The sequence below is a fragment of the Promicromonospora sp. NPDC059942 genome (assembly GCF_042731755.1).
GTDB lineage: Bacteria > Actinomycetota > Actinomycetes > Actinomycetales > Cellulomonadaceae > Promicromonospora.
This window is the reverse complement of the sequence record NZ_JBHWLR010000008.1, coordinates 122,868-147,723: the sequence shown is the minus strand read 5'-3', so window position 1 is coordinate 147,723 and position 24,856 is coordinate 122,868. Positions and strand designations below refer to the sequence as shown.

The following is a 24,856-nucleotide window of genomic DNA, read 5'->3' as shown; positions in this document are numbered from 1 at the left end:
CTCTCGTATTCGCCGACAGCGTAAGAGGGGGAGAAGAAAAAGATGTCCTTCTCTTTTGTTGGGGTGTAAGACGTAAAGGCCACAAGGGGGACCTGTACGTCTGACAGGTCAGGTTCTGACGAGGGCTTCGGTCACGGCGTCGGCCAGGGCCTCGTCCGTGGGTGTGGCGGCCACGGCGAGCACCGTGTGCCCGACGTCGCCGGCCGCGCGGGCCGACGGCTCCCCGATCGCGACCACCCGCTGCGGGCCCAGCTGGGCCGCGACCTGGCGGGCGGCCGAGCCCGAGGCGACCACGACGACGTCGTACGGGCCGCGCAGCTCCGCGGGCAGCTCGCGCGCGACCGTCCGGTAGGCGGTCACCACGTCGACGGCCCAGCCCTTGGCGACGAGGCCGGCCCGCAGCGTGTCGGACGCGAGGTCGCCGAGCGGGAGCAGGACGCGGTGTGCGGGGGCGGGGGCGGGGGCGACGTCGGCCGCGGGACGGGTGCCGGCCGGGCTCGGGCCGTCGGGCGCCTCGGGGAACGCGTCGGCGAGCCCGGCCCCGGTCGCGGTCCGCGGTACCAGCTCGACGGCGAGACCGTGCGCGGCCACCGCCCGCTCGGTCGCGGGGCCGACGGCGGCCCACCGGGCCGACTCGGCGCGCGGTGTGTCGGAAGCAGCCGGCGCCGGGCCGAGCAGGGCGTCCACGGCGTTCACACTCGTGATCGCCACCCAGGCGTACGCGCCGGCGAGCACGCGCTCGCGGGCGGCGTCGAGCTCTGCCGGGTCCTCGACCGGTGCCCGCTCGATCACCGGAGCTGCGACCGGGTCCAGGCCGCGCTCACGGAGCAGGGCGAGGAGCCTGGCGGAGCGCTCCGGGGCGCGCGCGACCAGCACGGCGGGCTGCCCGGCACGGTGTCCGGCAGCCGTTCCGGGGCCGGCGGAGGATCCGGCGGGCCCGGCCGATCCCGGGGGAGCGACCGCAGAGGGGACCGGCTCGGTCACGCCTTCTCCGGGACGGTCGCACTCAGCGGTGCGAGCCGCTCGGCGCCGTCGGCCAGCAGGTTCTCGGCCACGGCGACACCCAGCGTGCGGGCGGCGGCGTCGAGCGCCTCGGGCGCGACGTCCTGCGACAGCGAGGCCTCCCCGCCGCGCGACATCTGCTCCGAGCCGTCGACGGCGGCCACGACGGACCGCAGGCGCAGCACCGAGCCCGTCACCGTCGCGTGCGCACCGACCGGAGCCGCGCAGCCGGCCTCCAGCCGGGCCAGCACCGAACGCTCGGCGAGCACCGCGAGGCGGGTCGGCCGGTGGTCGAGCAGGTGGATCGCCTCGGCGAGGTCGGGCGCGGGGGCCCGGCCCGTGGCGGGGTCGGACACGATGTCCACGGTGCGCACCTCCACGGCGAGCGCGCCCTGTCCGGGGGCGGGGGCCACGACGTCGACGTCGAGCACCTCGCTGATCACGTCGGTGCGGCCCAGGCGCGACAGCCCGGCGTAGGCGAGCACGACGGCGTCGAGGTCGGCGTCGGGCCCGAGCGCGCGGTTGAGCCGCGTGCCCACGTTGCCGCGGATGTCGACGACGTCCAGGTCGGGCCGGGCCGCGCGGATCTGGGCGGCCCGCCGCGGCGAGCCGGTGCCCACGCGCCCCCCGTGCGGAAGCGTCGCGAGGGTGAGTCCGTCCCGAGCGCACAGGGCGTCGCGCGGGTCCTCGCGCTCGGGCGTCACGAAGGTGAGGCCGGGCGCGGGGGTGGTCGGCAGGTCCTTGAGGGAGTGGACGGCGACGTCGCAGCGGCCGTCCAGCAGCGCCTCGCGCAGCGCGGTCACGAAGACGCCGGTGCCGCCGAGGCTCGCGAGGCTCCCTGTCTTCACGTCGCCCTCGGTCTTGATGTGCACCAGCTCGACCGGTCGGCCGGTCAGCTCCTCCAGCCGCTTGGCCACCAGACCGCTCTGGGTCGTGGCGAGGGCGCTCGCGCGGGTCCCGAGGCGGATCGGCGTGGCGTCGCCCGGGGTGCTTCCAGGGGTGCTGACGGACAGGGGGGTCGGGGTCACCAACCCAGTCTCCACCCGAACCCCCGCCGGGAGGAAACCAGAAGGTGCCCGATGGGCGGATTTCACAGGGTTGGTGGCGTGCTGTCAGAACGGTCTCGGCGCGCCCGGAGAAAGTGCGAGCAAGTGCACCTTCTTACCAACAGTTTTCGAGAAACTGTTAGTAAGGTGTAGTGCGTGGTCACACTTTCCGAGCCCCTCGCCATCGCACCCGTCGGCCGGGACGAGCACTACTGGGTCGCGGAGGACAACGGCCTGGTCAGTCGCGGTCAGCTCGCCGCGGCCTCAGGGGAGTACGAGTCGACGATCCCGACGCGGATCGCGGAGTATGCGCCGCACCTGCCGGCCGACCTCGGGGCGGACATCGAGGAGGCCGCGGCCGCCCTCGCCGGGTTCGACGCCTATGCGCGGGGGCGTCTCGGGGCCGACAACCCGACGCTGGGCCCGATGAGCTCCATCCTGCTGCGGACCGAGTCGACGTCGTCGTCGCAGATCGAGAACCTCACGGTCGGTGCGCGGCAGCTGGCGCTCGCGGAGCTGGACCAGTCGAACAGCGACAACGCCCGGGTGGTGGTGGCGAACGTCCGGGCCATGGAAGCGGCGCTCGCCCTCGCGGACCGGCTTGACGAGGACGCGATGCTCGCGATGCACGCCGAGCTGCTGTCCCGGCAACGTGGCTGGGAGGACCATGCGGGAAAGTACCGCTCGGGGCTGGTCTGGGTGGGCTCGACGAGCGTCTCCCCGCGTGGCGCCCAGCACGTCGCGCCGCAGGCAGAGCTCGTCTCCGGCGCGATGGCCGACCTGGTCCGCTTCATGCACCGGGACGATCTCCCAGTGCTGGTCCAGGCGGCAGTCGCGCACGCCCAGTTCGAGACCATCCACCCGTTCAGCGACGGGAACGGCCGTACCGGCCGTGCCGTCGTGCATGCGATCCTCAAGGCGAAGGGCGTGGTCACGCACACCACCGCGCCGGTCTCGGCCGGCCTGCTCATCCAGACCGAGGAGTATTTCGACGCCCTGGGCGCCTTCCGGCAGGGCGACGCCCGACCGATCGTGGAGAGATTCGCTGCGGCGTGCCGGTTCGCTGCGGCGTCGGGCTCGGCGCTCGTCGACGAGCTCGCGAACCAGGTGGACGTGTCTCGTCAGGACCTGGCGGGTCTCCGCCGGCAGGCGTCAGCGTGGAGGGTGCTCCCGTGCCTGGTGGCGCAGCCCGTCGTCAACGCCCGTTTCCTCGTCGACCGGCTCGACATGAACGACACGACGGCTCAGCGCGCGCTGAGCCAGCTCACCGAGGCAGGAGTGCTGGAGGAACGTACCGGCCTGCGGCGCAACCGGGTCTGGCAGCACGCGGGGATCCTGCGTGTGCTGGACGCCTACGCCCAGCGGCTCTCGCGGGGTTGAGCCCTCCGGGACCCCTCAGCCCTCGTCGCCCAGGCGTTCGGCAGTTCGTCCCGCGTGCGCGACGATCGCGGCCAGGCCGGTCCCGGCGATCCAGCCGCCCGTGACGTCGAGGCCGGGCTCGGCCAGTACCGTCGCCTCGTACTCGCGGACGGCGGACCGGTAGGCCGGCGTGGGCGGGGGCAGCGCGCCGTCCCAGCGCTGGTGCAGCACCTCGCGCACCCGGTCGGTCAGGTCCACCCCGAGCAGCGCCGACGCGTCGCGGGCGGCCTCCTCGGCGGTGGGCTGCGGCGTCGGCTCGCCCATGCGGCCGTAGCTGAGCCGCACCACGTGCACGCCCGGTCCGGCGGCGGCGCGCACCCGGCGCGCGAGCCACGGCCACTTGGCCGTCGCGTGGGTCAGCGCCTTGGCCCGGACACCGCCCGCGGCCGTGTCCGGGGCCACGAGCATCCCCGAGCCGCGCGGGGCGGTGTCCAGCTCGGGCGCGTCCACGAGCAGCGCTGCCAGCCGGATGTCCGCGCCGCGCTCGGGCGGCGCGGGCGGCTCCAGAACCTTCCCGTGCCCGGCGGCAGCGAGATCGGTCGGTTGCGTTGAGATCGGTCCGTCAGCCGACCGGTCTCGGTGCGACCGACCGATCTCGACGGCGGCGGGCGTCGTCAGGACCACGCGGTGCGTGCGGAGCAGCCGGCCGTCGGCCGTGCGGACCAGCCAGACGGCGTCGCCGTCGGCCCGCTCCACCCCCTCGACCCGCGTGCCGAACCGGACGTCCAGGCGGTCCACCAGCGCGTCCACCAGGGCGTGGACGCCGCCGTCGATCCCGCGCACCGCGGACCCGGGCGGCGCCGCGGCCCGCAGCGACGCCACGGCCCGCGACAGGGACCCGGTCCGTGCGTACGCGTCCAGCAGCCCGGGCGCGACGGCGGCGACGTCGAGCCGGTCGAGCGGCGCCGAGTGCACGCCCGCGGCGACCGGGGTGACGAGCCGGTCCGCCACCCGGGAGCCGAGCCGCGACCGTGCGAGGGTGCCGAGGTCGGTCGGGTCGACGAGCCGCGTGGGCAGCACCCGGTCCAGCGAGCCGCGCAGCACGCCGGGCCAGCCGATCGCGCGCCGGACGTCGGCGGCCCACGGCCGCGAGGGGATGCCCAGCACACCGGCCGCGGGCAGCGGGAACGCCCGGCCGGCGGCATAACCCCAGGCGGAGAGCCCGGCTGGTGCCTCGACGGTCAGCCCGAGCTCGGCCACGAGCCGTTCCACGGCCCCGCCCCGCACCGCGAACGACTCCGCCCCGAGGTCCAGCGGCACGTCCGGCAGCGACGCGAACGCCCCGCCGCGGATCGGCCCGCCGGCCCGCTCGCCGGCCTCCAGCACGACGACGCGCAGCCCGCGCCCGGCGAGCGTGTGCGCGGCGACGAGCCCGCCGATCCCGGCGCCGACGACGACGGCGTCGGCCTCCGCCGCACCGGACCGGCCGGCCGAGGCCGTCACAACGAGTGGACCAGCTCGACCACGCGGGTCAGCACCGTCGGGTCCGTCTCCGGGGGGACGCCGTGGCCCAGGTTGACCACGTGGCCGGGCGCCTTGAGGCCGCGGGAGACGACGTCGCGCACGTGCGCCTCCAGCACCGGCCACGGCGCGGCCAGCAGCGCGGGGTCGATGTTCCCCTGCAGGGGGACGCCGGGCAGCAGGGCGGCCGCCTCGTCGAGCGGAGTCCGGTAGTCGACGCCGACCGCGTGGTCCGTCAGGCCGGCGTCGACCAGGACCGTGCGCATCGCGGGCAGCAGGTGCCCGGTGCCGGTACCGAAGTGGATGGCCGGCACGCCGGCGTCCGCCACGTAGGACAGCGCGCGGGTCGACGACGCGGCGACGTGCGCCGTGTAGTCCGCGAGCGAGAGCGACCCGGCCCAGGAGTCGAAGAGCTGGACGGCGCTGGCGCCCGCCTCGACCTGGGCCCGCAGGAACGTGCCGGTGAGGTCGGCGGTCCACGTCACGAGCGCGTCCCACGTGGCGGGGTCGGCGTGCATCAGGGTGCGCGCGGCGAGGTGGTCGCGCGACGGCCGGCCCTCGACCAGGTAGGCCGCGAGCGTGAACGGGGCGCCGCCGAAGCCGAGGAGCGGCGTCGACCCGAGCTCGGCGACGGTCAGCGCGACGGCCTCCCGGATCGGCTCGAGGGCCGCGTCGTCGAGGCTGCGCGCGGTGAGCCGGGCGACGTCGTCGGCCGTGCGGTACGGCTGGTCCATGACCGGACCGACCCCCGCCTGGATGTCCACGCCGACGCCGGCCAGCTTGAGCGGCACCACGATGTCGGAGAAGAAGACGGCGGCGTCCACGCCGTGCCGGCGCACGGGCTGGAGTGTGATCTCGGACGCGAGGTCGGGCCGCAGGCAGGACTCCAGCATGCCGGTGCCCTTGCGGACCTCGCGGTACTCGGGCAGGGAGCGACCCGCCTGCCGCATGAACCAGACAGGCGTGCGACCAGGACGTTCACCCCGGAGCGCCCGGACAAGGGGAGCGGCGGAGGTCCGCCCGTCGGCGAGCGGGTGAGCAGGGCTGATCGTGGTGGACTTCACGCTTCACGATTCTGCCCTGCCCGGCCGTGGTGCATAAAGTTGGAGCACTGTGGTTCTCCTCTCCCTCACCGCCAGCCACCGCGAGCTCGATCTCGACGCGCTGGAGCGCCTGTCCACGGGTTCGTCGTCAGTGGGTCGTGTCGTCGTGGGTACGTGCGGCCCCGTCGCGGGCGCCGTGGTGATCTCCACGTGCAACCGCTTCGAGCTCTACCTCGACGTCGACGCGCCGCTGAGCGGCGACAGCGTGCGGCACGCGACGCGCCACGTCGCCGAGCTCGTGGCCCACGCGTCGGGCGTGACCGGCGACGTCGCCGCCCGCAGCTTCACCGTCCGCACCGGGCCGGAGGTCACGGAGCACCTGTTCGCCGTGGCGTCGGGCCTGGACGCGATGGTCGTGGGCGAGCGCGAGATCGCCGGCCAGGTGAAGCGCTCGCTGGCGATCGCCCGCGAGCAGGAGACCACGTCCAAGACCCTGGAGCTCCTGTTCCAGACGGCGTCGCGCACCTCCAAGCGGGTCGGCACCGACACGGAGCTCGGCGCTGCGGGCCGGTCCGTCGTCGCGCTCGCCCTGGACCTCGCCGAGAGCGAGCTGCCGCCCTGGGACGGCGCACGCGCCGTGCTCATCGGCACCGGCTCGTACGCGGGCGCCTCCGTCGCGGCCCTGCGGGCCCGCGGCTGCGAGGACATCTCCGTCTACTCGCAGTCCGGCCGCGCCGAGGCCTTCGCGGAGTCGCACGGCGTGCGACCGGTGGACTCGCTCGTCGAGGCCCTCGCCGACGCCGACATCGTGGTGAGCTGCAGCGGAGCCCGGGGCCGGGCGCTCGCGGCGCGAGCCGACGGAGACCTGGCCGGGACCGAAGAGCTGGGCGCCATCGTCGCCGGGAACTTCGGCGGCCAGACCACGCTCCCGCACGGCCTGTCCGGCGAGGCCGGCCCCGAGGCGAGCCTCGGCCACGTGCTCGACGCCGCCGCTGTGGTGCGCGCCCGGGAGCGCGCCGCGGACCGGGCCGGCGACGAGCCGGAGCCCCGCCCGCTGGTGATCCTGGACCTCGCCCTGCACCGCGACGTGGACCCGCTCGTGGCCGACGTCGAGGGCGTGCTCCTCTACGACCTCGCCACGCTGAAGGCGCACGCCCCCGCGGTCGCGCACGACGTCGTCGCGCAGGCGCAGGGGATCGTGGACTCCGCCGCCCGGCGCTTCGAGGAGACGCGCCTGGGCCGGGAGGCCGACGCCGCGGTGGTCGCCCTGCTCGACGAGGCGGAGGTCCGGGTCGTGGCCGAGGTCGACGCCGCCGTCGCGCGGCTGACCGACGAGCTCGCCCTGCACGGCGAGCCCGCCCCCGAGGAGTCCGACGTCGACGTGATCGCCCGTGACGTGCGCAAGCGGGTGCACGCCGAGCTGCACGACAAGATCGTCGCCGTCCGGGCCCGGGCCACCGCCGAGGCGCGGGCCGCCGAGGCCGCGCTGGTCCAGGGGGCCGTGGCCCTGACGAGGACGGCGTCCACCCAGCGCGACGCGGACCACCGCTCCCGCCGATAACCGGCCCGCACGCCGATAACCAACCGGTGGTGATTGTCCGGATATGCCGGGCGGCCTGGCATCCTGGGTCCAATTCGCCCATCGTTACCGAATCGTGATCAGGGTGATTTTATTCACCCGGGGGTGCGGGCTAAGTTCGGTGGCTCAAGGACCGAACGCGCATTTGCGCATCGAGATGCTGGAGCACCTTTTGAAGCACGCAGCACACAAGAAGAAGACCGCATCGGCGGGCGCGCGGACCATCGCGACCGTCGCCATCGCAACCGCGGCGACCGCCATGGCCGCGCCGGCCATGGCGGCAGAGGCCTCCCCGCTGGACTCCCTCGGCGACCTTGGCACCACCGCCGACGGCCTCAAGTCGGGCCTCCCCGCCATCTCGTCGACCTCGATCGACCTCAGCGAGCTCACGGGGACGCTGCCCGCGACCGGCGTCGTCACCGACGTGGTCGAGAAGGCCGAGCTGCCCGCCTCCATCGCCCCCACCACGGCCCTCGCGCCGAACTACGAGCCGGCGCAGTTCGTCTCGGGCGCCCTCCAGGGTGCCGCGCCCCAGGTCGTCTCCGAGGTCGTCGGCGGCGTGACCGGCGGCTCGGCCGTGTCGGGCGTGACCGGCACCGCCAAGGCCGCCCTGGCCAACGTGCTCGGCGGCGGGGCCCTGGGCACCGCGACCGGCGTCGTCTCCGGCGTGACCGGCGGCGTGCTGCAGGGTGACGTCGTCAACGGCGTGGCCGGCGGGGTCGTCAACAACGTGGCCGGCGGTGTCGTGTCCAACGTCGCCGGTGGCGTGCTGCAGGGCGACGTCGTCAACGGCGTGGCCGGCGGCGTGCTGCAGGGCGACGTCGTGAACAGCGCCACGGGCACCGTGACCGGCGTCGCGACGGGCGCCGTCGCGACCGGCGCCGTCGAGGGCGTTCCGGCCACCGTGGCCGACCTGATCCGCAACGTGCCGAACGTCCTGGGCGGCGTGACCGCTCCGGTCGCCGGCCTCACGGCCAACCTGCCGGGCGTGCTCGGTGGCGTGGGCGGCGTCGTGAACAGCGTCGTCTCGAACGTGCCGGGCGTCGTCGCCTCGGTTCCGGGCCTCGTCGCCAAGGTCACCACCCCGGCCGCCGGTGCGGTCGAGACGGTCGTGGGCGACGTCGCCGTGGACGGCGTCGTCAAGCCGGTCGCCACGGGCGTGGTGCCGGGTGCCGTGGGCGCCGTGCAGAACGGCGTGGTCCCGGGCGTCACCTCGACCGTGGGCAACGTGACCGGCTCGGTCGTCCCGGGTGCCGTCGGCACCGTGACCGGCGACGTCGTGCCGGGTGTCGTGGACGGCGTGGCCAAGCCCGTCGTCGGTGACGTGGTGCTCGGCGGTGTCGTCGGCAACGTCGTCAAGGGCGACGTGGTGGGCGGCGTCGTGACGCCGGTCGTGAAGGACACCGTCGTCGACGGCGTCGCGAAGCCGCTGGTGCAGGACGTCGTCGTCGAGGGTGTTGCGAAGCCCGTCGTGAAGGACGTCGTCGTGGACGGCGTGGCCAAGCCCGTCGTGAAGACCGTGACCGGCACCGTCGAGGGCGTCGCCGGCGGCGCCGTCAAGGACACCGTCGGTGGCGTGACCGGCGCCGTGGACGGCCTCACCGGCGGTGCCGTGAGCGGCCTCACCGGCGGTCTGCTGGGAGGTCTTTCCTGAGCTGAATTCCCCGGGAGGACCCCAGCCTCTTCGGTCTTGACGTAGCGGGGTGGAGCGCCATTGGCGCTCCACCCCGTTTGCGTTCTCCGGCGCTTTCAGAAGGTTCCATTCTTGTGTCCGTTGTTATCGGATCGTTACCATCGCATCAGGTTTTTCCGGTCTACCCCTTTTTCCGGCTATTACCGATCAGGTAGCGTCGTGGCGTCCCGGGTTCCGGGCCAGATGTAGCCGACCAGCTGGAGCAGCTCTCATGAAGCACGCCGCCGTCAAGCCTTCGTCCGTCGCCAGGTCCGCGGCCGCCCGCGTCGTGGCGACGATCGCGCTCGCCACCGCTGCGACCGCCGTCGCCAGCCCGGCGATGGCGCACGAGGGCCACGGGCACGACGGGCCGGACGGACACTCCGCGGGTTATGACCGCGGCAACGACCGCGGGCACGACCGCGGCCGGGAGGCCCAGTCCCCGCGCTCCTACCAGCCGGCCGCCTACGCGGAGCCCGACTACGACGTGCCGCAGTACGGCGGCTCGAAGGACAGTCGGTCCGAGGACGGCAGCTGCGGCCGCGGCGCGGCGCCCCAGGGCAACAACGCGGCGCCCCAGGGCGGCCACCGCGACTGGACCGACGAGGACCGCGACAAGGTCCGCGAGGCCGTCCAGGAGTACGTGGAGCAGGCCAACGAGTCCGCCGCCGGGACGCAGCCGCAGGTCGTCACCGAGGTCGAGCAGACCACCACGCCCGCGGAGAAGCCGGCGGCCGCCGAGGCCGAGGCCCCCGCGAAGGTCGTCACCCCCGTGCAGGTCGAGGCGTCGGAGCCGCCGGTGGCCGTCCAGGCCCCGGGCCAGCAGTGGGAGGGCCCGACCGCGGCCGACACCGCCGGGGCCGAGCTCACCGCCTACGTGCCGAGCCAGGACACCGCCGCCACGACCGGGCGCGAGTCCGGCTCGCTCACCGAGGCCACGCTGGACGCTCCCGTCCGGCTCGCCACGACCGGCGCCGAGGCCACCGCCCTCACGTCGGCCGCCGGCGCCCTGGTTCTCGGCGGCGCCGCCTCGCTGCTGGTCGCCCGCCGCAGCCGCATCCGCGCCTGACCGGACGTCGGCGCCGGACCGGACGCCCGCGCCCGGTCCGGCGAGCCCGCCCCTGGCCGGGGAGGCGAGCCCGCCCCTAGCCGGGGAGGGGCCGCCAGCCCGGCGCGTCCGTACCCCACGGGTGCGCGGGGTGCGGGTAGTCGGCGTACCCCGGGAGCACCGGCCGCGCGGTCGTGACGCCCCCGTGCGTCACGGTCCCGCCGGCCGACGCCGTCGCGGCGGCCGGGTGCACCGGGTCCCGCCCCGGCAGGTCGAGCAGCCAGACCGCGGTGCGCGCGAGCGACACCGCGACGTCGCGACCGAGCCCGTCGTCGCTCCGGAGCGCGACGGCGTCCACGATCCCCGCCGCGAGCAGGTACCCCGAGGCGTGGTCGAGAGCCTGGGCGGGCAGCGCGCCGGGCGTCCCGTCGCGGCCCTCCAGCAGCGCGATGCCACTGGCCGCCTGCACGATCGAGTCGAAGCCGCGGCGGCCGGACCACGGGCCGGCGTCGCCCCAGGCGGACACGCGCCCCGTCACCGTGCGGGGCGGCACCCGGAGGCCGAACGCCTCGATCGCGCCGGGCCGGTAGCCCGTCACGAGGACGTCGGCGGCGTCGAGCAGGTCCTGGGCCGTGCGGCGGTCGCGGGCCTCCCGGAGGTCCAGGACGGCGCTGCGCTTGCCCTGTCCCGTGTCGAGGTGCTGCCAGCTGATCTCGGCGGGCTCCGGCGGGTCCACCCGCAGCACGTCCGCGCCCAGCAGTGCGAGCGTCCGCGTGGCGACCGGCCCGGCGATGACCCGGGTCAGGTCGAGCACGCGGACGCCGGCCAGCGGCGCCCCGCCCGGCGGACGGGCTCCCGTCCCGGTCGCGGGTCCGCGCACCCGGGTCCGCACCAGCGGGCCCGACGCCGCGGCGCGCCCCGGCGCGGACTCCCGCCACTCCTGCTCCGTCCGGACACGCGCGACGATCGCGCCGGCGTCGGCGGCGCGGTCCTCCAGGTCCTGCGCCGAGAGCTCGGTGAGCCGCTCGGCGAAGGCGGGCCGGTCGGCGTCGTCGGGCAGCCCGGCGAGCGCCGTCAGCCGGGCGCGGTGGTGCGGGTAGTTCGCGTGCGTGCGGACCCAGCCGTCGGACGTGGCGAAGAAGCCGGAGAGCGGGGCGAAGCCCTGCACCGGCTGCCCGTCGAGGGCGAGGACGCGGTCGGACGCGAAGCCGGCGGCGACCCGGGCGGGGTCGACGCGGGCCGGGTCGAGCAGGGCCAGGTCGAGGACTGCCGGGTCGGCCGCGCCCGCCCGCCGGCCCGTACGCGCTGCCGCGCGCTGCACGGCGCGGACGGCGTCCAGCGCGAGGTCGAGCACGGGCAGGTGGGCGGCGAGCCAGGGTTCCACGGTTCCATCATGGTCCCGTCCGACGGACTGCCCCGAAACATCACCGGCCGGACAGATCTGCGACCATGCGCGCGGATACACTCGCCGCATGGCCAAGAACCCCTCCTCCGACTTCGTGCTCCGGCCCTTCGAAGGTCTCCCCGGGGAGACCGACTGGGTGGCGATGCGCGAGATCGTCCCGTCGGCGACTGCGACCGCCCGCACCACCGCCGAGTACGGCTCCCGCGACGTCACGGTCGTGACGCTCCTGCCCGGTGCCTGGACCGCGCTGCACCGTGCCGACGGCACGCTGCTGCTCGCCGTGCAGGGCATCGTCGGCTCGGGCGACGTGAGCCGCGACCTCGCCGCCGCCCTGCTGGAGGCGATGGAGCTGGAGCCGGGTACGGCCGTGGAGTCGGGCGAGCTGCCGGGCGAGGGCCCGCGGCTGCAGGACGTGCTCGACCTGGGCGTGCCGTTCGAGGTCACCGTGCACGACACGTTCGACTATTGGCTCGACCCGAGCGCCGACGTGACGCCGGAGCTCAAGCAGAACCTGGAGGACGCGGCGGACGGCGCGATCCCCACCGTCAAGGTCACCTCGGCCGAGTCCGCCTACTGGTGCAGCATGTCGCGCGAGTTCCTCCGCTGGGCACGCCCCGAGCCGGAGGACGACGTCATCGACGCGATCTCCCGCCTGCACGCAAAGCGCGAGTCAGGGCTCGCGGGTGGAAGGTTCGTGGGAGCGTTTCGTGCGTCGGGCCTGGTCGTCCCGGTCTGGGAGCTGCCGAAGGGCACCGAGGCCGCTGACCTGGAGGGTCCCGTGGCCGAGCTCGGCGAGAAGCTCGCGAAAGCACTTTCCATCAAGGAGCCGCTTGATGCGAACGAGCGACGCGCAAGAGCAGGTATCGTCTCTCGCCAGGTCACCCTGCGCTAGTCCGGACGCCCCGGCCGGTCGCGCGCGAGCGGCCCGGAACGCTACGGCAGTCACCGAGGATCGCCACGAGCGGCCCTGGTTTCGGCAACTAGCGGACCAAGGGAGTAGGATTCCAGGGGTAAACCTTTGCACTCACCAAGCAAAGGGCTATCCGAACACTCACCACGGCAAATCGACGCTTCAGGCAGGACAGGTGTGAACGCTCTCCCGGTCGCGAAGACCACGCGTCCCGGCAATGCACAGGCAGGCAAGAACGTCCAGCGGGTGGCGGCCATCATTCCCGCCAAGGACGAGGCCGAGCGCATTGCCGCCACCGTGCGCTCCGCGCGTGCGATCCCCCATGTCGACCTCGTGCTCGTGGTCGACGACGGCTCCGAGGACGACACGCAGCACGTGGCGCGCGCCGCGGGCGCCGTCGTCGTGCGCCACTCCCACAACCGCGGCAAGGCCGCCGCGATGGAGACAGGCGCCGCGGTGGTGGCGATGCGTGACGCCGACGGGCGCCCCCCGCGTCTCCTCATGTTCATCGACGGTGACCTCGGCGACACCGCCGTGAACACCGCACCGCTGGTGCGCCCGGTCCGTGAGGGCGTCGCCGACCTCGCGATCGCGCTGCTGCCCAAGCAGGCCGGCGCCGGCGGCCGGGGCGTCGTCGTCGGCGCGTCCCGCCGGGCCATCGAGGCCATGACCGGCTGGAGCCCGTCGCAGCCGCTGTCCGGCATGCGGTGCCTCACCCGCGAGGCGTTCGAGGCGGCCACGCCGCTCGCCCGCGGCTGGGGCGTCGAGACCGGCATGACCATCGACCTGCTGCGCAAGGGGTACGTCGCCGTCGAGGTGCCGTGCGACCTCAAGCACCGGGCCTCCGCCAACGACCTCAAGGGTCAGATCCACCGGGCGGCCCAGTACCGCGACGTCCTGCTGGCCGTGAACGCGCGCAAGATGCGTGGCGCGGTGGACGCCGTGCGGCACGCGGGGTCGAACGTCCGCAGCTGATCGACCCTCAGGCCCGCCCCGTACCCTGACCTCATGGAGTGGCAGGTCTGGCTCGGCATCATCGCGATCGTCATCGGGGTACTGGCACTCGCCGTCGCCGTCGGCGCATGGTCGCAGCAGGCCTGGATGCGTCGTCGGGACGGCCGGCGCGCGGTGGCGCAGAGCGTGCCGGCGGCCCGGCAGATCGCCGTGGTGGTGAACCCTTCCAAGCTGCACGCGAGCGGGCTGCCCGCCCAGGTGCGGGCGCACTGCGAGGCGAACGGGCTCCCGGAGCCGCTCTGGTACGAGACCACCGTCGAGGACCCCGGCAAGGGGCAGGCCCGGCAGGCGCTGGACGACGGCGCGGACATCGTGATCGCGGCCGGCGGCGACGGCACGGTGCGCGCCGTCGCCGAGACCATGGTCGGCTCGGACAAGCCGATGGGCGTGCTGCCGGTGGGCACGGGAAACCTCCTGGCGCGCAACCTCGAGCTGCCGCTGACCAACATGGACGAGGCGCTCGACGTCATCCTGGCCGGGCGCACGCGGGCCATCGACGTCGGCTGGCTGCGGGTCATGGAGTTCGCGGACACCCCGCGCAACGACGAGCACCCCAACCAGCCCGACCACGAGCCCGACACGGACCGCGAGCACATCTTCCTGGTCATCGCCGGCCTGGGCTTCGACGCCGCGATGGTCGCCACCGCCGACTCGAACCTGAAGAAGAAGGTGGGCTGGGTGGCCTACTTCGTGGCGGGGCTGTCCCACATGCAGGCCCGGCGGATGCGCGCCACCCTGCAGCTCGACGACGACCCGCCGGTCGACGCGCGCGCCCGTTCGATCATGGTCGGCAACTGCGGCATGCTGCCGGGCGGCGTCACCCTGCTGCCCGACGCCGTCCTCGACGACGGGGTGCTCGACGTGGCCGCCGTCGACGTGCGCGGCGGGGTGCTCGGCTGGGCCCAGCTCACCCTCGAGATCGCCATGCAGGGGGTGGGGGTGCGGAACGAGCTGCCGGAGAAGCTCGGCCGCATCGACCACACCAAGGCCCGCCGGGCGCGCATCCGCGTGCCCGCGGGCGAGGAGGCCCAGGTCGACGGGGATCCCCTCGGCCGGGCCGTCGAGGTCGACGTGCACGTCCAGCCGGGCGCGCTGCTGGTCCGGGCCCCGTGACGGCCGCGGCCATCTACCCTGGGCGGGTGAATCCCCGCTCCACCCGGACACTGACCGTGCCCGTCGCCCTCGTCATGCTCGTCGCGGCCCTGCTGGGCCTGATCGGCCCGACGACCGCGTCGGCGGCCCCGCGATCCGCGCCCGTGGCCGTGGCGACGCCGGCGACCGGGGCCGGGCCCGCGGCCGCGGCGGTCGCCGCGGACGCCGGTCCCGCGCAGGCCGCGGAGCCCGTGCCGGCCGCCCCCGTGGTGGTGGTCGGCGTGGCCGGGCTGCGGTGGACGGACGTCTCCCGGAGCACCACCCCGACCCTGTGGCACATGATCGGCGGCGGCTCCGTCGCGTCGATCAACGTGCGGACCGCGGCGCCCGCGACGTGCCCGCTGGACGCGTGGCTCACGCTCTCGGCGGGCAGCCGGACGGTCTCGGCCGGCAGCGCCGAGCGCGCCGACCAGCCGGAACCCGCGGGCCAGGACGGCGAGGAGCGCGAGGCCCGCGGGGCGACGTCGTGCACGCCGGTGCCCGAGCCCACGACGGGTGCCGCGCAGGGCTCCGGCGACGCGGAGCCGGCGCGCGCCACGGTCGGCGGCTGGGCGCAGCTCCCCGAGAAGGACGAGGACGAGGAGAAGGCCGCCGAGCCCGGCGAGCGCGAGCAGGCGCCCGCCCCCGGCCTCCTCGGCGACATGCTGGCCGACGCGGACGCGTGCTCCACGGCGGTCGGGCCGGGCGCCGCCGTCATGCTCGCCCGCGCGGACGGGACCGTGGGCCGGTACGTCCCCTCGCTGGACGCCCTGACCTCGGACGGCGCCGAGGGCTCGGCGAGCACCTTCGGCGCACGCGGCCAGGCCTGGGACGACGCCCTCACGGAGTGCCCCGTCACCGTGGTCGACGCCGGCAGCCTGCCCGAGGGGCCGGAGCGGGCCCAGGCGCTGGAGACCCTGGACGGCACGCTCAGCAGCCTGACCCGGAGCCTGCCGGCCGGCACGCGCGTGCTCGTGGCGGGCGTCGCGGACACGCCGCTCACGCAGCAGGGCCTCCAGGTCGTCGTGGACTGGGTGGTGGACGTGCCCCGGGTGCGCTGGCTGACGTCGGACGCGTCGCGGAGCACCGGGTTCGTGCAGCTCACCGACCTCACGGCCACCGCGGCCGAGGCCGCCGGCGCCCTCCCGGACCCCGAGGCCGAGGAGGAGCCCGGGCAGGACCCGGCGCTCGAGGAGCCCTCGATCGACGGCTCGCCGATCGAGGTGGGCGAGCCGCGGCGGACCACGGTCGCCCGCACGGTCGAGAACCGGCAGTACATCAACGTCCTGGCCGACACGATCCCCGCGCAGGTGCCCGCCTTCGCCGGCGTGATCGTCCTGTTCCTGCTGATCGCCGTGCTGGTCCTGGTGCTGCCGCGGCGTGCCGCGCGGCCGCGGCGGGAGCCCGGGCCGTACCGGCAGCGGCTGGCCCTGAGCGCCGCGCTGCTCGCGGTGTCGGCGCCGGCCGCGGCGAGCCTGGCGACCCTCTCCCGGTGGTGGGTGTGGCCCGCGCCGGAGTTCGGCCTGGCCCTGTCACTTACGGTGGCGGCGGTCGCCGTCGCGCTCGGTATCCGGGGCGTCTCGCGGCTGCTCCCTCCGGCCCCGTGGCGCAACGCCGTCGCGGCGGCGGGCCTCACCTGGCTGGTCTTCACGATCGACGGGATCACGGGGTTCACGCTGCTGCAGGCCTCGCTCCTGGGCCCGTCGCTGGCCACCGCGGACCGCTTCTACGGGTTCTCGGACGTGGCCTTCGTGATCTACGCGGTGGCCGGGCTGGTCCTCGCGGGCGGGCTCGCGGCGTACGCGGCGCGTCGCCGCACGGCGACGAGCGCCGGCTCGGTGCTCGGCGACGGCGCCCGCGCCCGCGAGACGCAGCGGCCCACCCGGCCGGTGTGGCTCGGGGTGGCGGCCGTGACCGCCGTCGCGCTCGTGACCGTCGCCGTGGACGCCGCGCCGTACTTCGGGGACCGCCTGCGCGGGCTCACGCTGTTCGTGCCGTTCGCCCTGGTCGCGCTGCTCGCGGCGCGTCCGGACCTGGTGACCCGGTTCCTCGGCGCCCGCGGCTGGCTCCCCTCCGGCAGGCAGACCGAGCCGGTCCGCCGCGTGCCGTCGGCCGTGCTGGGCCTGTCCGGCGCGCTGCTGCTCAGCCTGCTCTTCGCGGCGGCCGTGCTGCCCGTGCCCGGCGCCGAGGCCGCCGGCGAGGAGTCGGGCTCGCTGAGCAGCGCCGAGCCCGTGGTGCCGCCCGGCGAGAACGTGGTCGTGATCGGCACGCAGGGCCTGCGCTGGACCGACGTCCAGCCGTCCCTCGACACCGGCACGGCCCCTGCGCCCACGCTCTACGGCATGCTCACCGACGGCGCGGACGCCGCGGGCCTGACCCTGCCCAACGGACGCGCGGCGCGCTGCCCGGACAGCGGGTGGCTCAGCCTGTCGGCCGGACGCCTGGCCGAGGTAGCCGACGAGCGGGACGCCGACCGGCACTGGATCTGCGACGAGATCACCGTGACGCCGCTGGCGGACGACACGGCGGACGCCGCGGACGCCGGTGCCGGGACCGCGGGGGGCGACCGCCCCGCCGTCGTCGACCAGTGGGACCGGCTGACCGCGCTGCAGCGCGGCTCCGGCTACGCCGCCCACCCCGGCACGTTCGGGAACGCCCTCGCCGACACGTGCACGACGGCCGTCGGGCCGGGCGCCGCGGTCGCGCTCGCCGAGGGCGACGGCAGCGTCGGGCGGTACTTCGACCTCGACGCGGCGCTGGCCGCCGACTCGGGCGCCTGGGACTGTCCCGTCACGTTCGTGGACGCGGGCTCAGCGCTGCTCGACGTCGCCGAGCGGGCGGACCTGGAGAAGCAGCCCGACGGCGCCGACCAGGTCGAGGCGATCCGCGCCGACCTCGTCGCCGCCGTGGACCTCGCGGTGTGGCGCGTGCTGGCCGCCGCCCCCGCGGACACGACGGTGCTCGTGATCGACGTCGCCACCACGCCCGAGCACGCGCTCGAGCTGGGGCCTGCCCTGCTGCGCCCGTCGGCGAACTACGACGGGCTGCCCCGCTACCTGGCCAGCACGGCGACCCGCACGGAGGGGGTGGCGCGGCTGATGGACGTCCCGGCGGCGGTGCTCGACGCCGTCGGCGTGGACCTGCCCGCCGACATCGACCCGACGCCGCTGCTGCGGGCCGGGGAGCGCCCCGCCTCGGCCTGGCTCACCGCCGACGAGCTCGCGGACATGACGGCGCGCGACCACGTGCGCCGGGACGCGTACATCTGGCTCGTCGATGTGCCGTTCTGGCTGGGCCTCGCCCTGGCGGCGGCCTGCTGGTGGGTGCCGCGGCGGGTCGCGTTCGTGCCGGGCGGGCTCCGGCGCGCCGCCGTCGTCGCCGCCACGGCGCTGACGGCGCTCCCGGCGGGCGGGTTCCTCGTCTCCCTCACCGGCTGGTGGCGGTTCGACCTGCCCGTGCTCGCGATCGTGGGCGCCACGCTGCTCGTGACGGCGGCCGTGACCGGCCTGAGCCTGCTCGCCCCACGGCGGCCCCTGTGGGCGGCCCCCGCCGTCGTCGCGGGCATCACGTTCGTCGCGCTCACGGTGGACGCCCTGGTCGGCACGCCCCTGAACCGGGCGGCGCCCCTCGGCTCCGCCCCGACGTTCGGCGCGCGGTTCTACGGCTTCGGCAACCCGACGTTCTCGGTGTACGCCGTGGCGGCGATCGTGCTCGCGGCCGCGCTGGCGCAGCTCCTCGTGTCGCGCGGCAGACGGGTCCTGGCCACCCTGGCCGTCAGCGTCGTGGGCGTCATCGCGATGGCGGTCGACGTCTGGCCCACCCTCGGGGCGGACCTCGGCGGCGGCTTGGTGCTCGTCCCGGCCTTCGTGGTGGTGGCCACGGCCGCGTCGGGGCTGCGCCTCACCCTCTGGCGGTTCACCTGGGTCGCGGCGGCCGGTGTCGGCGTGGTGGCCCTCGTGGGCGTCCTCGACTGGCTGCGCCCGCCCGAGTCGCGCTCGCACCTCGGCCGGTTCGTGGGCCAGGTGGTCGACGGCGAGGCGGTATCCACCGTGCTGCGCAAGGCGCTGTACGCGCTGAACTCGATCACGGGCGGGCCGGCGGTCTGGGCCACCGTGGTGATCCTGGTGCTGGTCGGCCTCGCGCTCTTCGGACCGGCGACGTGGCGGGAACGCCTGACGCCCGCCTGGTTCACGCGCGCGGAGCGGAGCTGGGAGTTCCTGCGCCCCGCGCTGGTCGCGATGTGGGTGATGGCGGTCCTGGGCTCCCTGGTCAACGACTTCGGGCTGCGGATCGCGATGATCGCGCTCATCCCGGCCGTGCCGCTGCTCACGATGGTCGCGCTGCGGACGAATTCAGAGCGACAGCCCCGTTAGGCTCGTCCCCGTGATCGATCTCCGACTTCTGCGCGACAACCCCGACGTCGTCCGCGCGAGCCAGGTGGCCCGCGGTGACGACCCCGACCTCGTGGACGTGGCGCTCGACGCCGACGCGCGCCGCCGCTCCTCTCTGACCGAGTTCGAGAACCTGCGCGCGGAGCAGAAGTCCCTGGGCAAGCAGGTGGCGCAGGCGCAGGGCGACGAGAAGCAGGCGCTGCTGGCCCGCACCAAGCAGCTCGCGCAGGACGTCAAGCAGCACCAGGCCACCGCGGCCGAGGCCGAGCAGGAGCTCGACCGGGTGCTGTACTCGATCGCCAACGTGATCGAGGGCGCGCCCGCGGGCGGCGAGGAGGACTTCATCGAGCTCAAGCAGGTCGGTACCCGCCGCGACTTCGCGGCCGAGGGCTTCGAGCCCAAGGACCACCTGGAGCTCGGCGAGGGCCTGCGCGCGATCGACACCAAGCGCGGCGCCAAGGTGTCCGGGGCGCGGTTCTACTTCCTGACCGGCATCGGCGCGCGGCTGGAGCTGGCGCTGCTCAACATGGCGATGGACCAGGCCGTGGAGCAGGGCTTCACGCCCATGATCACGCCCACCCTCGTCAAGCCCGAGACCATGCAGGGCACGGGCTTCCTGGGCGCCCACGCCGACGAGATCTACCGCCTGGAGAAGGACGACCTCTACCTGGTCGGCACCTCCGAGGTGGCGCTCGCGGGCTACCACAGCGACGAGATCGTGGACCTGTCCGACGGGCCGATGCGGTACGCGGGCTGGAGCGCGTGCTACCGCCGCGAGGCCGGCTCGGCGGGCCGCGACACGCGCGGCATCATCCGCGTGCACCAGTTCCACAAGGTCGAGATGTTCAGCTACTGCGCCCCCGAGGACGCCGAGGCCGAGCACCAGCGCCTGCTGGGCTGGGAAGAGGCCATGATGGCCAAGGTCGAGCTGCCCTACCGCGTCATCGACACGGCCGCGGGCGACCTCGGCTCCTCGGCGGCCCGCAAGTTCGACTGCGAGGCGTGGCTGCCCACGCAGGAGCGCTGGCTGGAGCTCACCTCGACGTCGAACTGCACCACGTTCCAGGCCCGCCGCCTGGGCGTCCGCGAGCGGACCGAGGACGGCTCGACCCGGAACGTCGCGACCCTGAACGGCACGCTCGGTACCACCCGCTGGATCGTCGCGATCCTGGAGAACCACCAGCAGGCGGACGGTTCGGTGCACGTCCCGGAGGGCCTGCGCCCCTACCTGGGTGGCCTGGAGGTCCTGGAGCCGGTGAAGTAGGGCGGCCGATCACCTCGTCGTCGGCCGGCGTTCACCGGCGGGTGGGTAGGCTGCCAGCGTGCCTCCTGCCACCGACCGCAAGCTCATCGCCCTCGACATCGACGGGACCCTCGTCACGTACGACGACGTGCTGTCCGACGCGGCGCGGGAGGCGGTCGCCGCCGTCCGCGCCGCCGGGCACCACGTGGTGCTGGCGTCGGGCCGCTCGCTCATCGCGATGACGCCCGTCGCGGCGGAGCTCAAGATCGAGGACGAGTGGATCGTCGCCTCGAACGGCGCGGTCACGGCACGCATCGACGTCTCCGCCGCGATGGGTTACACCCTGGAACGCGTCGAGACGTTCGACCCCGAACCGGTGCTGCGCATGCTCAAGGTCGAGCTGCCGCACGCGCGCTATGCGGTCGAGGACGTCGGCGTAGGCTTCCGGATGACCGAGCTCTTTCCCGAGGGCGAGCTCAACGGGGAGCACCGCGTGGTGGACTTCGAGGAGCTCTGGGCCGGCGACGTCACGCGCGTCGTGGTCCGCAGCCCCGGTGAGACGAGCGCGGAGTTCCACGAGATCGCAGCGCGGCTCGGCTTCGACGACGTCACGTACGCCGTCGGCTGGTCCGCGTGGATGGACATCGCACCGCAGGGCGTGACCAAGGCGTCGGCCCTCGAGGTGGTGCGCAAGGAGCTCGGCGTGGCGGCCGAGAACACCGTCGCCGTGGGCGACGGCAGCAACGACATCGACATGCTGCGGTGGGCAGGACGCGGCGTGGCGATGGGGCACGCGACCGAGCCGGTGCAGGCGGCGGCCGACGCCGTGACCGGTTCGATCGACGACGACGGCGTGGTGGACGTCCTCCGCTCGCTGCTCTGAGTCGGGCAAGATCCCGCGGGTGACGACGCGGGTGAAAGTTATCCGTGCAAAGGTATGGATCACAGGGCGAATGCCTGTACATTTGGGCGCGATCCGTCGAAGGGTGACGGCGCTCACGGTGCCATGGGGGTACGTGATGATCCTGGACGACCAATCGGTGTCCATGCGGGTGCGCAACGATGCGCCTCACCTGGTCGCCCTCGACATCGACGGGACCCTGTTGGTCACCGGGCAGCCCGTGCCCGGGCCGACGGTGCTGGCCGTGCAGCTCGTGCGTGGCCGGAAGCATCACGTGGTCCTGGCGTCGGGACGGTCGTTGACCGGGATCCTGCCCGTGGCCAAGGAGCTCGGGATCACCGACGGCTGGGTGGTCGCCTCCAACGGCGCGGTGACGGCGCGGCTCTGCGCCACGTGCACCAACGGCTACATGCTCGAGGACGTCCTGACGTTCGACGTCGGCCCCGTGGCCAAGATGGCGCTGAGCCGGTTCCCCGACGTGCAGATCGGCGTCGAGGAGATCGGCATCGGCTACCGCGTGAACCGGCTGTTCGAGCCGCACGAGGTCAACGGCGCCCAGCGCGTGGTCGGCGTCGACGAGCTGGGCGTCATGCCCGCCTCGCGCGCGATCCTGCGGGGGCCGAACGTGCTCGACCTGCTGGAGCCGCTGCGCCGGCACGGGGTGACCGCCACGGAGGCCGGGCCCGACTGGATCGACGTGACCCCGCGGCACCTGAGCAAGGCGACGTCGCTGGAGAACATCCGCTCCACGCTCGGCGTCCCGCGGCACAACACGCTCGCCGTCGGCGACGGCCTGAACGACATCGAGATGCTGAGCTGGGCCGCCCGCGCCGTCGCGATGGGCCACGCTCCTGCCGCCGTGAAGGCGATCGCGAACGAGACCGTGGGCGACATCTCGCAGCACGGCGTGATCCAGGCGCTGAAGACCCTGATCTAGCGCCGTGTCAGACCCTCAGGTCACCGGGGTGACCTGAGCGTCTGACACAACGATCAGCGCGCCGTGAGAATCAACGTGCGGTGAGGATCAGCGGGCCGTCCGGCGTGATCGCGATCGTGTGCTCCGAGTGGGCACCGCGCGAACCGTCCGCCGAGCGAAGCGTCCAGCCGTCGGGGTCGGTGAAGATCTCGTCCGTGGTCTCCAGGAACCACGGCTCGACCGCGATCACCAGGCCCGGCTTGAGCGGGAAGCCACGGCCTGCCCGGCCGTTGTTCGGCACGTGCGGGTCGCCGTGCATGGTGCGGCCCACGCCGTGCCCGCCGAAGTCGGTGTTGACCGAGTAGCCGGCGGCGTGCGCCACCTCGGCGATCGCCGAGGAGATGTCGCCGATCTTCTTGCCGGGCTGCGCGGCGGCGATGCCGGCCTCCAGCGCCACCTCGGTGGTGCGGATCAGCTTGGTGTCCTGCGCCACGCGGGCCGGGTCGGGCTCGCCCACCACGACGGACAGCGCGGAGTCGGAGACCCAGCCGTTCACGGACGCCGCGAAGTCGATCGACAGCAGGTCGCCGTCCTGGAGCGCGTAGTCGTAGGGCAGGCCGTGCAGCACGGCGTCGTTCACCGAGGTGCAGATGACCTTGCCGAACGGCATCGCGCCGAACGAGGGGTGGTAGTCGATGTAGCACGACTCGGCGCCCTGGTCGCGGATCATCTTGTGCGCGATCTCGTCGAGCTCGAGGAGGTTCACCCCGACGCCCGCGGCCTCGCGGACGGCGAGCAGCACGTCGGCGACGAAGCGTCCCGCCGGGCGCATCTCCTCGATCTCGCGCGGCGTCCTCAGCTCGATCATGTCCGTCCTTCCGTAGGGGCACCAGGGATCTGGCGGCACAAGCCTACGTCCCGCCGTCCACCCGCCGTGCGGGCGTGGGCGGCCACCTTGCGTCCGGCGTACCCGGCGTTTCGCCAGTCTTGGACGACCGGTGGGATTGCAACGATTTCGTAATGCAAGGTGATGCTGTATGGGCTTGCATTGGATCGAGAACCACGGTTGCGTTGAGGTCGGGCAACCCGGCAGTCTGCCGGTCCGTACCCGCAAGTCAGAGGGTTCTGAGCCCACGAAGCAGTGGAGGAGCACGAGATGACTATCCGGATGGCTTCCAAGCGCCGAGCGATCGCCCTGGCGGCGACCGGCGCGAGCCTGGCCCTGGTCCTGGCGGCCTGTGCCGACACCGGCGACGACGGCGGTGGCGGGGACGGCGGTGGCGAGGCCACCGAGGCCGCGATCGACTGCGCCGCCTACGACGAGTTCGGTGACCTCGACGGCAAGGAGGTCAACGTCTACACCACCATCGTGGAGCCGGAGGCCGAGACGCAGACGAAGTCGTACGAGCCGTTCGAGAAGTGCACCGGCGTCACCATCAACTACGAGGGCTCGCGCGAGATGGAGGCGCAGCTTCCCGTGCGCGTCCAGGCCGGTAACCCGCCGGACATCGCGATCCTGCCGCAGCCCGGTCTGCTCCAGACGCTCGTCCACGACTACGACGCGGTCCTCCCCGCGCCGGAGCAGGTCGAGGCCAACGTCGACGAGGGCTGGGCCCCGGAGTGGAAGGAGTACGGCACGGTCGACGGCACGTTCTACGCCGCGCCGCTGGGCTCCAACGTCAAGTCGTACGTCTGGTACTCGCCGAAGATGTTCGCCGACGCCGGGTACGAGGTGCCGACCACCTGGGACGAGATGATGGACCTCACGGCCACCATCGCCGAGGGCAACGAGGGCGCCACCCGCCCCTGGTGCGCGGGCGTGGAGTCCGGTGACGCCACCGGCTGGCCGGGCACCGACTGGATCGAGGACGTCGTGCTCCGCACCGCGGGCCCGGACGTCTACGACCAGTGGTACACCCACGAGATCCCGTTCAACGACCCGCAGATCGTCGACGCGTTCGACACCGCGGGCGAGATCCTCAAGAACCCGGACTACGTGAACGGCGGCCTGGGCGGCGTCGACTCGATCGCCACCGCGACCTGGACGGACGCGGGCTACCCGATCCTGGACGGCAACTGCTGGATGCACCGCGCCGCGAACTTCTACCAGACGCAGTGGCCCGAGGGCACCGAGGTGGGCCCGGACGGCGACGTCTACGCGTTCTACCTGCCGGCCATGACCGCCGACGAGAAGCCGACGCTGGTCGCCGGCGAGTTCATCGGCGCGTTCACCGACCGTCCCGAGGTGCAGGCCTTCCAGACCTACCTGTCGAGCGCTGACTGGGCCAACGCCAAGGCCGCCGCCACGCCGGCCGGTGGCTGGGTGAGCGCCAACAACGGTCTGGACCCGGCGCTGCTCGCGACGGACTTCGACCGGCTCTCCGCCGAGATCCTCGCCGACCCGGCCACCGTGGCCCGGTTCGACGCCTCGGACCTCATGCCGGCCGCAGTCGGTACGGACTCGTTCTGGAACGGCATCACCGAGTGGTTCGCCAGCGACGAGAGCAGCCAGCAGGTGACCGACACGATCGAGAAGTCCTGGCCGAAGAACTGACGCCCGGCCCTCGACCATGACGCGGGGAGGGGGGGGGGGTCGAGCCCCACACCCCCCCCCTCCTCCGCTTCGGGGGGGGGGGAGGCCAAAAAAAACCAAAAAAAACAAAAAAAGAAAGCAC

Annotated in this window: 18 protein-coding genes; 12 read left to right on the top strand and 6 right to left on the bottom strand. The window is 74.1% G+C overall.

The genetic code is table 11. The annotated features are described in order from the left end of the window. Positions 1-108: 108 nt before the first annotated feature. Positions 109-984: a uroporphyrinogen-III synthase gene (locus tag ACFV9Q_RS14945; protein WP_377235050.1), complete on the bottom strand. Its 876-nt coding sequence runs from the start codon at positions 982-984 to the stop codon at positions 109-111. Next, on the bottom strand, positions 981-2,030 hold the full coding sequence (hemC, locus tag ACFV9Q_RS14940; protein WP_377235049.1) for a hydroxymethylbilane synthase: 1,050 nt from the start codon (positions 2,028-2,030) through the stop codon (positions 981-983). The genes ACFV9Q_RS14945 and hemC overlap by 4 nt, the downstream gene beginning before the upstream one ends. Before the next feature lie 174 nt (positions 2,031-2,204). Here hemC and ACFV9Q_RS14935 point away from each other — a divergent pair, with 174 nt between their 5' ends. After that, positions 2,205-3,428 (top strand): Fic family protein, encoded by a 1,224-nt coding sequence (locus ACFV9Q_RS14935; protein WP_377235048.1) that lies wholly within the window; start codon positions 2,205-2,207, stop codon positions 3,426-3,428. A gap of 15 nt (positions 3,429-3,443) precedes the next feature. On the opposite strand, the gene ACFV9Q_RS14930 is transcribed toward ACFV9Q_RS14935, so the two are convergent. After that, positions 3,444-4,910: a protoporphyrinogen/coproporphyrinogen oxidase gene (locus ACFV9Q_RS14930; protein WP_377235047.1), complete on the bottom strand. Its 1,467-nt coding sequence runs from the start codon at positions 4,908-4,910 to the stop codon at positions 3,444-3,446. After that, a complete protein-coding gene (gene hemE / locus ACFV9Q_RS14925) occupies positions 4,907-5,992 on the bottom strand; it encodes a uroporphyrinogen decarboxylase (protein ID WP_377230091.1) in 1,086 nt (361 codons plus the stop codon). The genes ACFV9Q_RS14930 and hemE overlap by 4 nt, the downstream gene beginning before the upstream one ends. Positions 5,993-6,041: 49 nt before the next feature. On the opposite strand from hemE, the gene ACFV9Q_RS14920 reads away from it, so the two are divergent. The 3 genes from ACFV9Q_RS14920 (at position 6,042) to ACFV9Q_RS14910 (ending at position 10,291) form a co-directional block, all read left to right on the top strand. Beyond that, positions 6,042-7,532 (top strand): glutamyl-tRNA reductase, encoded by a 1,491-nt coding sequence (locus ACFV9Q_RS14920; RefSeq protein ID WP_377235046.1) that lies wholly within the window; start codon positions 6,042-6,044, stop codon positions 7,530-7,532. A 190-nt stretch (positions 7,533-7,722) separates the two neighbouring features. Further along, positions 7,723-9,204 (top strand): hypothetical protein, encoded by a 1,482-nt coding sequence (locus tag ACFV9Q_RS14915; RefSeq protein ID WP_377235045.1) that lies wholly within the window; start codon positions 7,723-7,725, stop codon positions 9,202-9,204. 250 nt (positions 9,205-9,454) lie between these two features. Then, positions 9,455-10,291, top strand: a complete 837-nt coding sequence (locus tag ACFV9Q_RS14910; protein WP_377235044.1) for an LPXTG cell wall anchor domain-containing protein — start codon at positions 9,455-9,457, stop codon at positions 10,289-10,291. 76 nt (positions 10,292-10,367) lie between these two features. On the opposite strand, the gene ACFV9Q_RS14905 is transcribed toward ACFV9Q_RS14910, so the two are convergent. After that, on the bottom strand, positions 10,368-11,654 hold the full coding sequence (locus ACFV9Q_RS14905) for a CoA transferase (protein ID WP_377235043.1): 1,287 nt from the start codon (positions 11,652-11,654) through the stop codon (positions 10,368-10,370). 88 nt (positions 11,655-11,742) lie between these two features. On the opposite strand from ACFV9Q_RS14905, the gene ACFV9Q_RS14900 reads away from it, so the two are divergent. The 7 genes from ACFV9Q_RS14900 (at position 11,743) to ACFV9Q_RS14870 (ending at position 22,202) form a co-directional block, all read left to right on the top strand. Beyond that, positions 11,743-12,567 carry a DUF5926 family protein gene (locus tag ACFV9Q_RS14900; RefSeq protein WP_377235042.1) on the top strand — a complete coding sequence of 275 codons (825 nt, stop codon included), beginning with the start codon at positions 11,743-11,745 and terminating at the stop codon, positions 12,565-12,567. A 195-nt stretch (positions 12,568-12,762) separates the two neighbouring features. After that, positions 12,763-13,560 carry a glycosyltransferase gene (locus ACFV9Q_RS14895; RefSeq protein ID WP_142032120.1) on the top strand — a complete coding sequence of 266 codons (798 nt, stop codon included), beginning with the start codon at positions 12,763-12,765 and terminating at the stop codon, positions 13,558-13,560. 33 nt (positions 13,561-13,593) lie between these two features. Continuing rightward, positions 13,594-14,712: a diacylglycerol/lipid kinase family protein gene (locus ACFV9Q_RS14890; RefSeq protein ID WP_377230310.1), complete on the top strand. Its 1,119-nt coding sequence runs from the start codon at positions 13,594-13,596 to the stop codon at positions 14,710-14,712. Between the two features lie 26 nt (positions 14,713-14,738). Continuing rightward, positions 14,739-19,103, top strand: coding sequence for a hypothetical protein (locus tag ACFV9Q_RS14885; RefSeq protein WP_377235041.1), 4,365 nt, complete (start codon positions 14,739-14,741; stop codon positions 19,101-19,103). A gap of 10 nt (positions 19,104-19,113) precedes the next feature. Then, complete coding sequence (serS, locus tag ACFV9Q_RS14880; RefSeq protein WP_377235040.1) at positions 19,114-20,385, top strand: serine--tRNA ligase; 1,272 nt, start codon at positions 19,114-19,116, stop codon at positions 20,383-20,385. Positions 20,386-20,443: 58 nt separating this feature from the next. Further along, entirely contained in the window at positions 20,444-21,247 is an 804-nt protein-coding gene (locus tag ACFV9Q_RS14875) for an HAD family hydrolase (RefSeq protein ID WP_377230313.1), read from the top strand. A gap of 136 nt (positions 21,248-21,383) precedes the next feature. Then, positions 21,384-22,202 carry an HAD family hydrolase gene (locus ACFV9Q_RS14870; RefSeq protein WP_377235039.1) on the top strand — a complete coding sequence of 273 codons (819 nt, stop codon included), beginning with the start codon at positions 21,384-21,386 and terminating at the stop codon, positions 22,200-22,202. Positions 22,203-22,272: 70 nt separating this feature from the next. On the opposite strand, the gene map is transcribed toward ACFV9Q_RS14870, so the two are convergent. Further along, entirely contained in the window at positions 22,273-23,049 is a 777-nt protein-coding gene (gene map, locus ACFV9Q_RS14865) for a type I methionyl aminopeptidase (RefSeq protein ID WP_377235038.1), read from the bottom strand. Positions 23,050-23,337: 288 nt separating this feature from the next. Here map and ACFV9Q_RS14860 point away from each other — a divergent pair, with 288 nt between their 5' ends. Further along, positions 23,338-24,735, top strand: coding sequence for an ABC transporter substrate-binding protein (locus ACFV9Q_RS14860; protein WP_377235037.1), 1,398 nt, complete (start codon positions 23,338-23,340; stop codon positions 24,733-24,735). Positions 24,736-24,856: the final 121 nt, after the last annotated feature.